The 13,136-nt window shown below is 68.4% G+C and carries 8 protein-coding genes; 3 read left to right on the forward strand and 5 right to left on the reverse strand.

What is annotated here, in order from left to right; translation table 11 throughout:
• The 4 genes from FHW84_RS01870 to sucC form a co-directional block, all read right to left on the reverse strand.
• On the reverse strand, positions 1–720 hold the full coding sequence (locus FHW84_RS01870; protein ID WP_167252416.1) for a molecular chaperone: 720 nt from the start codon (positions 718–720) through the stop codon (positions 1–3).
• A gap of 4 nt (positions 721–724) precedes the next feature.
• On the reverse strand, positions 725–1,240 hold the full coding sequence (locus FHW84_RS01875; RefSeq protein ID WP_167252417.1) for a spore coat U domain-containing protein: 516 nt from the start codon (positions 1,238–1,240) through the stop codon (positions 725–727).
• A gap of 246 nt (positions 1,241–1,486) precedes the next feature.
• Positions 1,487–2,362, reverse strand: a complete 876-nt coding sequence (gene sucD / locus FHW84_RS01880) for a succinate--CoA ligase subunit alpha (protein WP_167252418.1) — start codon at positions 2,360–2,362, stop codon at positions 1,487–1,489.
• A gap of 13 nt (positions 2,363–2,375) precedes the next feature.
• Positions 2,376–3,536 carry an ADP-forming succinate--CoA ligase subunit beta gene (gene sucC, locus FHW84_RS01885; protein WP_167252419.1) on the reverse strand — a complete coding sequence of 387 codons (1,161 nt, stop codon included), beginning with the start codon at positions 3,534–3,536 and terminating at the stop codon, positions 2,376–2,378.
• An 829-nt stretch (positions 3,537–4,365) separates the two neighbouring features.
• On the opposite strand from sucC, the gene FHW84_RS01890 reads away from it, so the two are divergent.
• Positions 4,366–6,012, forward strand: coding sequence for a HAMP domain-containing sensor histidine kinase (locus tag FHW84_RS01890; protein WP_167252420.1), 1,647 nt, complete (start codon positions 4,366–4,368; stop codon positions 6,010–6,012).
• Between the two features lie 89 nt (positions 6,013–6,101).
• Here FHW84_RS01890 and FHW84_RS01895 read toward each other — a convergent pair whose 3' ends face one another.
• On the reverse strand, positions 6,102–7,061 hold the full coding sequence (locus FHW84_RS01895) for a LacI family DNA-binding transcriptional regulator (RefSeq protein WP_167252741.1): 960 nt from the start codon (positions 7,059–7,061) through the stop codon (positions 6,102–6,104).
• Positions 7,062–7,418: 357 nt separating this feature from the next.
• Between FHW84_RS01895 and pgmB the strand changes: the two genes are divergently transcribed.
• On the forward strand, positions 7,419–10,499 hold the full coding sequence (gene pgmB / locus FHW84_RS01900; protein ID WP_167252421.1) for a beta-phosphoglucomutase: 3,081 nt from the start codon (positions 7,419–7,421) through the stop codon (positions 10,497–10,499).
• A gap of 62 nt (positions 10,500–10,561) precedes the next feature.
• The gene (locus FHW84_RS01905) at positions 10,562–13,108 is read left to right on the forward strand and encodes a TonB-dependent receptor (protein WP_167252422.1); all 2,547 of its coding nucleotides are present in this window, start codon (positions 10,562–10,564) and stop codon (positions 13,106–13,108) included.
• Positions 13,109–13,136: the final 28 nt, after the last annotated feature.

Raw genomic sequence — 13,136 nt, forward strand, 5'->3', positions numbered from 1 at the left:
TCATGGCCGCGCGGCGACGCTCAGCTCCGTCTCGATGGGCTGGGCGTTGAGGTTGGCGCGGAGCTTCAGCGGCCCGTGGGCCGCCAGCTTGTCGTCCAGCGCGATCGTCCATTGCCGCGTCCTCCCCGCCAGCACGTAGCCGAGCAAGCCCGGGTTGATTTCCTGCGCCGCGCCGTCGGCGCCCACCACCCGCACGGCGGCGAGCTGGGCGCGGCGTCCGCCCGTATTGCTTACGCGCAGCTGCCATTGCGTGCCTTCGCGGCGCAGCTCCCAGCTGAGCTTGGGCAGCGCGGGCGCGCCGGCGGGTTCGAGGAACACGGGCACGGAATAGCGCAGGCGGATGTTCACGCCGTTGCCGGGCGCGGCGTCCAGGTTGGGCACCTCGTCGACCAGCACGCGGTAGTAGCGCTCTTCCGCCACGGCGGAGCCGTCGCGGCGCACCAGCCGCACCAGCTGCTCGCCCTGCGGCTCGATGCGGATCAAGGGCGGGCTGGCGACCAGGTCGTCGCTGGGTTCCAGGCGGTCGTCGTCCGGTGCCTGGTCCCAGCGGAACACGCGCACCTGGCCGTAGACCGGCTCCTTGCCCGGGTTGCGCAGGGTCAGGGCGGAGGCGTTCTGGCCGGGCGGCAGCTCCACCGTCACCGGCGAGATCTGCAGCGACGAGGCATGCGCCGCCAGGGCGGCGCCGGCAGCCAGCGCGGCGGCGGTCAGGCGCCGCATGGCCTCAGAAATAGACCGTGGCGGTGACGGTGGTCTGGTAGGTGTCCGGCTTCGGCGTGGCCTGGGCGGGCACCTGGCCGTAGACATTGATCGACTGGGCCGAGCCGCTGCCGGTGCCGGCGACGGTATCCGTCCCCTGCGTATTGCCCCAGATCGTGCTGTGGCCGGCGTCCTGGTAGAGCTGGAAGCCGACGGTGGTGCTGGTATTGCCGGCGGTGGTGCCGGCCATCAGCCGCGCGGCCACGGTGGAGCCGCTCACCCCGCCCGCATCCAGGCCCACGTTGTAGGGCGTGGTGTTGGTGCAGGTCACCTGCACCGTAGTCTGCTGGTTGATGGCCGAACCCAGCACGCCGTAGCTGCCGAAGGCCAGCGCGCTGGCGCCGATGGTGCAGTTGGCCTGCAGCGTGAGCGAGACGGTAAAGACCGCGGGGCTGGTGCCGTTGTTGTAGACGGCGGCGGGTGCCGCGTAGGCGGCCCCGGCAAGGATCAAGGCGGAACACAGCTGCTGCGAGCGCTTCATGACGACCCCCTGAGGTACGTGAGCGATGCGAGTGCTGTCCGGGCGGTGCCGCCGTCCCGGGCGTGCGCGGCGCTATGTGTAGACCCGAACCAAACGTTTAGTCAAATGCCGGGGATCGGGGGGCAGGGATCGGGGAACCCCGCCCTCCCCGTTCCCCGATCCCTATTTCCCGTGCCCCAAAGAAAAAGGCCGCGGAAACCGCGGCCTTTTTCGCCACCCAGCAAGGATGACTTAAGCAAGGATGACTTACTTCTTCAGCAGCCCCGCCAGGGTCTTGCCCAGGTCGGCCGGGGACTTCACCGTGGTGACGCCCGCCTTCTCCAGCGCGGCGAACTTCGCCGCGGCCGTGCCCTTGCCGCCGGAGATGATCGCGCCGGCGTGGCCCATGCGCTTGCCGGCCGGAGCCGAGGCGCCGGCGATGAAGGACACCACCGGCTTGGTCACGTACTCGCCGATGAACTCGGCGGCGTCTTCCTCGGCGCTGCCGCCGATCTCGCCGACCATGATGATGCCTTCGGTCTGCGGGTCGTCCTGGAACAGCTTCAGGCAGTCGATGAAGTTCAGGCCGTTGATCGGGTCGCCGCCGATGCCGATGCAGGTGGACTGGCCCAGGCCTTCGTTGGTGGTCTGGAACACGGCTTCATAGGTGAGCGTGCCGGAGCGCGACACGATGCCGACCTTGCCCGGCTGGTGGATGTGGCCCGGCATGATGCCGATCTTGCACTCGCCCGGGGTGATGATGCCGGGGCAGTTCGGCCCGATCAGCACGGTTTCCGGATGCTGCGCCAGCACGTTCTTGACGCGCAGCATGTCCAGCACCGGGATGCCCTCGGTGATGGCCACGATCACCTTGATGCCGGCGTCGATCGCTTCGAGGATCGAGTCGGCCGCGAACGGCGGCGGCACGAAGATCACCGAGGCGTCGGCGCCGGTGTCGTCGACCGCTTCGGCCACGCTGTTGAAGACCGGCAGGCCGATGTGCTCGCTGCCGCCCTTGCCCGGGGTGACGCCGCCGACGACCTTGGTGCCGTAGTCCAGCGCCTGCTGCGCGTGGAAGGTGCCCTGCTGGCCGGTGAAGCCCTGCACGATCACCTTGGTGTTCTTGTTGACGAGAACGCTCATGCTCGATTGCTCCTCACTTCGCGGCGGCCACGGCTTTCTGCGCCGCGTCGTTGAGATCGTCGGCCGGCGTGATCGCCAGGCCGGAGTTGGCCAGCAGCTCGCGGCCCAGCTCCACGTTGGTGCCCTGCAGGCGCACCACCACGGGGATCTTCAGGCCCACTTCCTTCACGGCCGCGATGATGCCCTCGGCGATCATGTCGCAACGAACGATGCCGCCGAAGATGTTGACCAGGATGGCCTTCACCTTGTCGGAGGAGGTGATCAGCTTGAACGCCTCGGTCACGCGCTCCTTGGTGGCGCCGCCGCCGACGTCGAGGAAGTTGGCCGGCTCGCCGCCCGCCAGCTTGATCACGTCCATGGTGGCCATGGCCAGGCCCGCGCCGTTGACCATGCAGCCGATGGTACCGTCCATGGTCACGTAGTTGAGGTTGTGCTGCACGGCAGCCGCCTCGGCCGCGTCTTCCTGGCTCAGGTCGCGCATGGCGGCCAGGTCGGCGTGGCGGAATTCGGCGTTGTCGTCGGAGTTGACCTTGCCGTCGAGCGCGGCGAGGTTGCCGTCCTCGAGGATGGCCAGCGGGTTCAGCTCGACCAGGGCCAGGTCCTTCTCGTTGAACAGCTTGTACAGGCCCAGCATGATCTTGGTCAGCTGGCCGACCTGCTTGGCGTTGAGGTCCATGGCGAAGCCGAGCTGGCGGCACTGGTACGGCTGCAGGCCTTCCACGAAGTCCACCACGATGGTGTGGATGTCTTCCGGGGTGTCCTTGGCCACCTGCTCGATGTCCACGCCGCCGTGCTTGGAGGCGATGAAGGACACGGACTTGGTGTCGCGGTCCACCAGGATCGACAGGTACAGCTCCTTGGCGATGTTGGTGGCGTCGGTGACCAGCACCAGGTTCACCGGCAGCGCGCGGCCGGCGGACTGGTAGGTCTCCATGTGGGTGCCCAGCATGCCCTTGGCCGCTGCGCGCACGTCATCGAGGCTCTTGCAGAACTTCACGCCGCCGGCCTTGCCGCGGCCGCCTGCGTGGATCTGAGCTTTGACCATCCACTGCGAACCACCAAGGTGCTTGGCGGCGTCGACAGCGGCATCGGGAGAGTTGGCGACCTTGCCCGGGGGCACGGCGATGCCGTACTTCGCGAACAGTTCTTTGGCCTGGTACTCGTGGAAATTCATTCGATACCTCGAGCGAACGGGGAAAAACATGGCGCCCGTGCGGGGAAGACCGGACGGGCTTGAGGGGGACGGACGGCGACGGCGTCGAATGCAGGCGCTACCGGGGGTTGCAGTGCGCCGCCATGTCTCGACATGGCGAAAACCGCGCAATACGGCCCGGTATTTTCGCGGAAGGCGGGCGGGATGGCAATGTAATGCCCCTTTTCCGCCGGGGGGAGGGGGTGGGAGGGGGGCGGAATCCGCTTTTGCTCGGTCATCCCGGCGTAGGCCGGACGAGCGCGTAGCGCGAAGAACGCCCGTAGGGCGGCCCCGAAGGGGTGAGCGAAGCGAATCATCCAGTAGCGACTAGGTGGGGTTGTCGCGACTTGGCCGCTTATGCAGCGGGCATTCCGTGCGCCTGCCGGCGCCCGGGTCACTTTCTCTTTGCTGGCCCAAAGAGAAAGTAACCAAAGAGAGAATGGCCTGAGAGCCAAGGCTCGCGACGCGACTAGAAGGAGCAGTGGGCGGCTGCGGTAGCCTGATTAACCTGGGTCTACACGAAACATCAGTGCGTTTACGTAGCGGCTGCTTCAACGTGCCGTGGCCGAGAGGATTTTCAGGGACTGGGGCCGGCTTTGGTTCTTCGTTCCTGCCTACCTCACGACTTCACCCCTCTCCCCTCCGGGGAGAGGGCAGGGTGAGGGGCCGGGCGGAGCGCAAGCGTGACGTGCACCGCTACGCCGTTCCCGCGAACTCCCGGCGGGAGAAGGACTTGAACGTCAGAACTGAGGATTGACCTGAGTCGCACCTATACTGCGCACCGACCCGCCCGCCGAGAGTGCCAGGCCCCGTGCCCCATACCGCGCCGCCCGCCTTCGCCCCCTCCCGCGCCGCCACCGAGGCCGTGCGCCACGAGCTGTTCTTCCTCAACTACTTCCGGCTGGCGCAGGCCCTGGTCTATGCCGGCCTGGCCTTCAGCCCGCCCGCCCTGGGCTGGCCGCACCTGAACGACACGGACGCCGCCCGCGTGGTGGCGCTGTGCTTCCTGGGCTTCGCCATCGCGGTGGCCGCGCTGACCCGGCGCACCATGCCGTGGACCCGGCTGGTCACCTCGGCCTCGCTGGTGATCGATATCGTCGCCGCCGTGCTGGCCACCGGGGCCATGCAGGACGCGCGCATCGGCATCGCCATGATGCTGGCGGTGAACCTGGCCGCCGGCGCCCTGCTGCTGCCGCTGCGCCTGGCGCTGTTCTTCGCCGCGCTGGCCACCTTGGGCATGCTCGGCCATTCGCTGCTGAACCCGCAGGGCGACGCCGGCGTGGCCGACCGCCAGCTGCTGGAGGCCGGCCTGTTCGGCCTGGCCTATTTCGCCATCACCATGCTGTGCTACGTGCTGAGCCGCCAGCTGCGCGCCAGCGAGGCGCTGGCCGAGCAGCGCAGCATCGACCTGGCCAACCTGGCCCAGGTCAACGAGCTGATCATCCGCCGCATGAAGACCGGCGTAATGCTGGTGGACGACGCCAACCACATCCACCAGATCAACGAATCGGCCTGGATGCTGCTGGGCAACCCCAGCGCCGACCAGCGCGACCTCGGCCGCGTGGCGCCGGAGCTCTCGCGCCGCCTGTACCACTGGACCACCTCGGGCAAGCTCGATGAGACCGCCACCCAGCTCGCCGACGGCGTGCCGGAGGTGATCCCGCGCTTCAGCCGGCTGGCGCCGAACGACGACGCGCTGGTGCTGATCTTTCTCGACGACACCTCGCTGGTCTCGCGCCGCGCCGAGGAACTCACGCTCAGCTCGCTGGGCCGCCTCTCCGCCTCGATCGCGCACGAGATCCGCAACCCGCTGGCGGCGATCCGCTATTCGGCGCAGCTGCTGGCCGAGTCGCGCGACCTAGGCGGCACCGACCTGCGCATGGTGGAGATCATCAACAACCACTGCGTGCGCCTGAACGACATCATCGAGAACATCCTGCAGCTGTCGCGGCGCGAGCGCTCGCGCCCGGAAACGCTGGACCTGGGCCGCTGGGCCGAGAACTTCGTCGAGGAATACCGCCAGGGCAACGACCTGGGCAACGACACCTTGCGGGTGATCAGCAACGGCAGCGAGCCGGTGGCCGCGGTGGCCGACCCGCAGCAGCTGCAGCAAGTGGTGTGGAACCTGGTGCAGAACGCGCTGCGCTACGGGCGCATGCCGGGCGAGCCGGCACGGGTGATGGTGGTGGCGCGCCACGGCGAGCACGCGGTGCCGATCCTCGAAGTGATCGACCGCGGCCCCGGCATTGCGCCGAAGGTCGCCGCGCAGATTTTCGAGCCGTTCTACACCACGCACGAATACGGCACGGGCCTGGGGCTGTACCTGGCGCGCCAGATGGCCGAGGCGAACCAGTCCTCGCTGGAATACGTGCGCGTGGCCGGCGGCGGCAGCTGTTTCCGCCTGGTGCTGACCCCGCCGGCGCGGGTGCCGGGCAGCGATGCCATCGCGGCGGCGTAGGTTGGGGTGAGCGCAGCGAATCCCAACATCGCCACCTTCAAACGCATCGCATTGTTGGGGTTCGCTGCGCTCACCCCAACCTACGTCCACTACGTCGCGCGGACGATCAGGCTCACCGGCAGCACTTCGGACTGCGCGGCCTCGTCATGGATCATCGCCAGCATCTTGCGCGCGAGCAGGCTGCCGCCTTCCTGCCAGTCCTGGCGCACGGAGCTCAACGGCGGCTGGAAGCTGGCCGCCAGCGGCATGTCGTCGTAGCCCACCACGGAGACATCGCGCGGCACGCGGCGGCCCAGTTCCTGCAGCGCGCGCACCGCGCCCATCGCCAACAGGTCGCTGCAGGCGAACAGCGCATCGAACGTCACGTGGCGCGCGGCCAATGACTGCACCGCATCCATGCCGGAGGCGAGGGTGAATTCGTCGCGGCGGATCAGCAGCGGCTTCACGCCGTGCTCGGCCAGCGCATCCACGAAGCCGCTCAGGCGCTCGAAGATTTCCGGATGCCCGGGATTGCCGACGAAAACCGGATTGCGCCGCCCCAGCCCGATGAAATGCGCGGCCACCGCACGGCCGCCCTGGCGGTTGTCGCTGCCCACCACCACGTGGTCGTCGTGGTCGCCCTGCGCGCCCCACACCACCATCGGCAGGCCGAGCTTGTCGAAACGGCGCACCGCGTCCTGCCGCACGCCCTGGCCGAGCAGGATCATGCCGTCGGCGGCCTGCACCGCCGCGGCGCTGGCGCCCTGGCGGGTGGTCAGCAGCACGCTGTAGCCGGCGGCGGTGAGCTCCTGCGAGATGCCGCCCAGCAGCATCAGCGGGTAGGGGTCGAACATGGTGCGGTCGTTGCTGGGCTTCATCTCCACGATCACCGCCACCGTGTGGCTGCGGCGCAGGCGCAGGTTGCGCGCGCTGACGTTGAGCTTGTAGCCCTGCTCGCGCGCCAGGTCCTGGATGCGCTCGCGGGTTTCGCGGTTGACCAGCGGACTGTCGCTGAGCGCGCGCGAGACGGTGATCTTGGAGACCCCGGCCAGCTTGGCCAGGTCGGCCATGGTGAGGTTGGCCGGCGTGCCCGCTCGTGGAGGTTTTCGTTTGCTTCGACTCACGACCGGACCTCGGCCACTTCCATCGCTGTGCTCCAGGGATTGCGCGTCCGCAGCAGCGCGCAGTGTGTCGATTTGCGCCCGGTGCGTCCAACGGATGGCCGAGACGCTGTCCCGCTCCCGCCTGTCCGCGATGCCGCCGGCGAGGCTGCGGCAGCCCGGCTCAAAGCCGCGTGATTCCGCGCCGCAGCAAATGATATCGATATCTTGATATCGATATCATTTGCTGCGAAGCTCCGCCCCCAACGGACCGGCAGCGCCCGCAGGCGCCCCGCCGAGAACAACCAAAAGATTGCTGGGGACTTCATGCTCGACCGTCTTGCCACCGCGCCCGCCGCGGCCGTCAACGTCGTGCCCACCTCCGTGGTGGGTGCCGCCGGCGTGCCGGATCCCTGGACGCTGATCCGCCGCGGCACCGACCCGGCCGGCTTCGCGCAGGACGAAAGCCTGTTCGCCCTGGCCAACGGCGCGCTGGGCGTGCGCGGCGGGCTGGAAGAAGGCGACAGCCCCAGCCAGGCCAGTTTTCTGTCGGCGGCGTGGGAACGTACGCCGATCGACTACCACGAGCGCTTCCCCGGCTTCGCCGCCAGTACCGACACGCGCATTCCGGTGGCGGACGCCACCCGCATCCAGCTGCGCCTGGGCGACGTGCCGGTGCGGCTGAGCGAGGGCGAATGGCTGGATTTCGAACGCCGCCTGGAACTGCGCGATGGCTGCTACCGCCGCTTCCTGCGCTGGCGCTCGCCGGCGGGCGAAACACTGGAGATCGAAGCCCAGCGCATCGTCAGCCTCGACGAACCCGGCCTGCTGGCGCTGCGCTACCGCGTGCGTTCGCTGGACTACAGCGGCCCGATCACCCTCGAATCCTCGATCAGCACCGCGCGCGACGCCGCCGAACAGGGCGACGACCCGCGCATCGGCACGCGCCTGGACGGCGGCCTGCACACCGTCGACGCCGCGGCCGAAGCCGACGTCGCCTGGGTCACCCAGCGCAGCACCCACAGCGGCATCCGCCTGGCCTGCGCGCAGACGCACCGCGCACAGGACGGCAGCCTGGACTGCCACCTCGCCAACCTCGCCCAGCACGGCGTGGTGCAGACCTATACCGGCACGCTCGCGCCGGGCCAAGCGGTGACGCTGGAAAAATACGTCGCCTACGCCTGGACCGAACCGTACGGCGACGATGCGGACGAAGCCCTGCTCGCCCGCACGCGCAGCATCCTGGCCGCCGCCACCCACCTCGGCTACGCCAACCTGCTGGAACGCCAGCGCCAGGCGCTGGCCCCGCTGTGGGACGCCGCGGATCTGGCCATCGACGGCGACGCCGCCACCGAACAGGCGCTGCGCTTCAACCTGTTCCACCTGTTCCAGTCCAGCTGCCGCGACGGCCACGGCAGCGCGGCGGCCAAGGGGCTTACCGGCGAAGGCTACGAGGGCCACTACTTCTGGGATGCCGAGGCTTTCATCCTGCCGGTGCTCGCCACCGTCGCGCCGGAACTGGCGCGCGGCATGCTGCTGTACCGCCACCGCATCCTGGAGCGCTCGCGCCTGCATGCGCGCGAACTCAATCATCCGCGCGGCGCCTTGTACGCCTGGCGCACGATCAGCGGCGACGAATGTTCGGCCTATTACCCCGGCGGCTCGGCGCAGTACCACATCAATGCGGCCATCGCCTGGGCGATCCGCCTGTACGTGGATGCCAGCGGCGACACCGATTTCCTGCGCGACCACGGCGCCGAGATCCTGTTCGAGACCGCGCGGGTGTGGCTGGACATCGGCCATTTCAACGCGCGCCGCGGCGGCGCGTTCTGCATCCACGAAGTGACCGGGCCGGACGAATACTCCGCCCTGGTCGACAACAACCACTACACCAACCGCATGGCGCAACGGCATCTGCGCGACGCCGCCGACACCGCGCTGTGGATGGCCGGCGCCGCACCGGTGGCCTACGCCGCGCTGTGCGCGCGCATCGGCCTGGGCGAGGACGAAGTGGCGCAATGGCGCCGCGCCGCCGACGCCATGTATCTGCAGGAAGACCCGCGCCTGGGCGTGTTCGCGCAGGACGACGGTTTTCTCGAGCGCCCGCGCCTGCCCGCGCACCTGGCCGCCAAGCCGGGCGAAGGCAAGCATCCGCTGCTGCTGCGCCTGCATCCGCTCACCATCTATCGCCACCAGGTGTGCAAGCAGGCCGACACCTTGCTGGCCCTGATGCTGGCCGGCGACGGCGTCGATCGCGCAGCCAAGCGGCGCAACTTCGACTACTACGAAGGCGTGACCGTGCACGACTCCACCTTGTCCGCCTCCACCTTCGGCGTGATCGCGGCGGAAGTGGGCCTGGCCGGCAAGGCCTGGCGCTATTTCCAGGACAGCCTGCGGGTGGACCTGGACGACTCGCACGGCAACGCCGCGCACGGCGTGCACATGGCCGCGATGGCCGGCAGCTGGCTGGGCCTGCAATGGGGCTTCGGCGGTTTCCGCGTGATCGACGGCCAGCCCGCGCTTTCGCCAAGCCTGCCCGCCGCCTGGCACGGCTACCGCTTCGGCCTGCGCTGGGGCGGCGCGCAGCTGCGTGTGGAAGTGGACCGCTCCGGCGTGCGCTACACGCTGCCGCGCGGCGATGCGCTCAGCTTCCGCCACGATGGCCGCGCATACACCTTGCATGCGGGCGAAACGCTGCAGTTGCCGCGCGCCGGCGCCACGCCGGGCCGCGGCGCGCAGCCGCCGCTCGCCGCCGTGATCTTCGACCTCGACGGCGTAATCGCCGACACCGCCGTGGTGCACGACGCCGCGTGGCGCCGCCTGGCCGAAGAAGCGGGCCTGCCGTTCGACGCTTCGATCGGCGAGCGCCTGAAGGGCGTCGACCGCATGGGCTCGCTGGAAATCCTGCTGGAACGCGCCGGCCGCACCTACAGCGACGAAGAAAAACACGCGCTCGGCGAACGCAAGAACGACTACTACCGCGAACAGATCCAGCGCTTCGGCCCGGACCAGCTGCTGCCCGGCGCGCGCGAGGCGATCGCCGCAGTGCGCGCCGCCGGCCTCAAGGTCGGCCTGGCCTCGGCCAGCCGCAACGCGCCGCTGCTGCTGGAGCGGTTGGGCGTGGCGCACCTGTTCGACTACATCGTGGACGCCGCGCGGATCCAGCGCTCCAAGCCGGACCCGGAGATCTTCCTGGCCGCGGCCGCGGGCCTGGGCGTGGCGCCCGCCGCCTGCCTGGGCGTGGAAGACGCCGCGGCGGGCGTCGCCAGCATCCACGCCGCCGGCATGGCCGCCGTCGGCATCGGCCAGCCAGCCGCGCTGGCCCAGGCGGACACCGTGCTGCCGGGACTGAGCGCGTTCCGCATCGAGGATTTCATCAGCAGTGAAGAAGCGTCGCACGCCGCCTGAAGGGGAAGCGGCCAGCGATTTCGCCACATAAAGCCCGACAACATGGGTGGGGAGGTTCGACCATGCATCGCCAAGGCATCACTCGACAGTTGCTCGCCGCGGCCATCGCCGCGGCGCTAATGCTCGGCACCGCGCACGCGCAGGACACGGCGCCGAACAGCGCATCGTCCAACGCACAGCAGCAGCCCCCGGCGGCGCCCGCGCCGCCGGCTCCGGCGCCGCCGCAGGGCAAGAAAGACACCAAGACGCTGGAACAGGTGGTGGTCACCGGCACGCCGACCATCGGCGGCATCCGCAAGATCGACGCCGCGTACTCGATCACCGCGGCCGACGCCGAGGCGATCAAGCAGGCCAATCCGAAGAGCACCGCGGACCTTCTGAAGATCTCGCCAGGCCTGTGGCCGGAATCCACCGGCGGCCAGACCGGCGCGAACATCGAGATCGCCGGCTTCCCGGGCGGCGGCGATGCGCCCTACTTCACCACGCAGATCATGGGCTCGCCGCTGTACGGCATGCCCACGCTGTCGTTCATGGAAACCACCTCGATGTTCCGCCTCGACGACACCGTCGAGCGCGTGGAAATCCTGCAGGGCGGCCCGTCCGTGGTATTCGGCGACGGCCAGATCGGCGCCACCGCCAACTTCATGCTGAAGCAGGGCACGGCCAAGCCCTCGGGCAGCATCGGCCTCACCTACGGCAACGAAGGCCTGTGGCGCGCCGACGGCTTCCTCGGCTTCAAGGTGGCCGACGACTGGTTCGGCAGCGTGGGCGGCTTCTGGCGCAAGTCCGATGGCGTGCGCGATCCGCAGTTCGCCGCGGACAAGGGCGGCCAGTTCACCGCCACTCTCTCGCACACCATGGAGAAAGGCTCGCTGGTGCTGTGGACGCGCGTGCTCAACGACCGCAACCAGTTCATCACGCCGATCCCGCTGCTGCAGCACGGCAGCGACAATTTCTCGGCCTATCCGGGCTTCGATCCGCTGACCGACACCTACAACAGCAAGTACATCCAGCACGTCAACCTGCCGGGGTATCCGGGCGGCGGCACCAGCGCCAACCTGGCCAACGGCCGCGGCGCGAAGATGCGCTTCTTCGGCGGCAACTTCGACTACGACCTGGACGGCGGCTGGAGCATCTCCGACAAGTTCCTGATCGACCAAGGCGACATGGACACCAATGCCCTGTTCTCCGGCTCCAATCCGGACACGCTCAACGGCACGCTCTACACCACCTCCAAGGATCTCGGCGGCCTGCAGATCGCGCCGGGCGCCACCGCCACCTATATCAACGGCGGCGGCGTGGTGGATCCGAACCAGAGCGTGATCCACCAGGGCTGGTGGTACATCCACAAGCGCCTGAAGAACATGAACAACGATTTCCGCCTGAGCAAGGAACTGTTCGAAGGCAATACGCTCACCGCCGGCCTGTACCTGGCGCACTACACCATGAACGACAAGTGGGCGCTGGGCAACCAGATGCTGATGACCAACACGCCGAACGCGCGCCCGATCAAGGTCGTCGCCGCCAATGGCGACCAGGTCACCGACTACCAGGGCTTCCTCGACTACGGCGCGTACAACATCGCCGAGAACGGCACTTCCACCAACAAGGCGTTCTATCTGTCCGACGTGTGGAAGCTCGACCGCTGGATCTTCGACGTGTCCGCGCGCCTGGAAAACCAGGACTCCACCGTGCACGTGTGCAACCTGCACAACGTGAACCTGGACGGCAACAACGCCACGCTGTACGACAACGCGGTGCCGGTGTGCGACGGCACCTTCGCCACCACCAAGTATGACAAGACGCATACCTCGTGGACGGTCGGCGCCAACTACGAGCTGGCCGACAACATGAGCGTGTACGGCCGCGTCAACAAGGGCGTGCATTTCGGCGACTTCGACAACGCGCTGCGCGGCAACACCACCGGCAACACGCCGCCGCTGCAGAAGGTGCAGAACTTCGAAGCCGGCTTCAAATACCAGTCCAAGCTGCTGTACGCCGACATCAGCGTGTACCACCGCCAGTTCAACGGCCTGCCCTACCAGCCGACCAATGCGGCCGGTGCGCCGGTGGGCGCGCAGCTGCTGTACGGTTCGGATTCGAAGGGCATCAACCTCAGCGGCGCGGTGATGCCCATCGACAACCTGAAGCTGGCGGTGGTGGCCAATTATCTGGACGGCCACTACTCGCACTATTCGGCCTGCATTCCCTACGTCAACCAGGTAGCGGGCAACGGCTGCGCCTTCATCAACGGCAAGCAGCTGCAGCGCCAGCCGAAGGTGCGCTACATGTTCACGCCAAGCTACCGCTTCCTGTTCCCGTGGGGCGACATCACCGCCTTCGTGACCTACACCCACGTCGGCGACCACACCCAGGACCTGTCCGGCCTGCAGCAGCTGGGCTCGTACGACACGCTCGATTTCGGCGTGGTGGCCAATGTGCAGGACCACTGGGAACTGCGCCTGCAGGGCACCAACATCACCAACGAACTGGGCCTGACCGAGAGCAACTCGCGTATCTTCGGCTCGGCGGCCGGCGCGGGCGGCGTGATCCTGGCGCGTCCGCTGGAAGGGCGCGAGGTGAATTTCCAGGTGAAGTACAACTTCTGATGCTTTCGTTTTTCCCTGAAGGCGGTCC

The sequence above is a fragment of the Dyella sp. SG562 genome (assembly GCF_011759495.1).
Taxonomy (GTDB): domain Bacteria; phylum Pseudomonadota; class Gammaproteobacteria; order Xanthomonadales; family Rhodanobacteraceae; genus Dyella_D; species Dyella_D marensis.

Excerpts from the sequence above, each read along its gene's own strand:
- FHW84_RS01870 (WP_167252416.1), bottom strand. The coding sequence starts at position 720 with ATGCGGCGCCTGACCGCCGCCGCGCTGGCTGCCGGCGCCGCCCTGGCG.
- FHW84_RS01875 (WP_167252417.1), bottom strand. The coding sequence starts at position 1,240 with ATGAAGCGCTCGCAGCAGCTGTGTTCCGCCTTGATCCTTGCCGGGGCC.
- sucD (WP_167252418.1), bottom strand. The coding sequence starts at position 2,362 with ATGAGCGTTCTCGTCAACAAGAACACCAAGGTGATCGTGCAGGGCTTC.
- sucC (WP_167252419.1), bottom strand. The coding sequence starts at position 3,536 with ATGAATTTCCACGAGTACCAGGCCAAAGAACTGTTCGCGAAGTACGGC.
- FHW84_RS01895 (WP_167252741.1), bottom strand. The coding sequence starts at position 7,061 with ATGGCCGACCTGGCCAAGCTGGCCGGGGTCTCCAAGATCACCGTCTCG.
- pgmB (WP_167252421.1), top strand. The coding sequence starts at position 7,419 with ATGCTCGACCGTCTTGCCACCGCGCCCGCCGCGGCCGTCAACGTCGTG.
- FHW84_RS01905 (WP_167252422.1), top strand. The coding sequence starts at position 10,562 with ATGCATCGCCAAGGCATCACTCGACAGTTGCTCGCCGCGGCCATCGCC.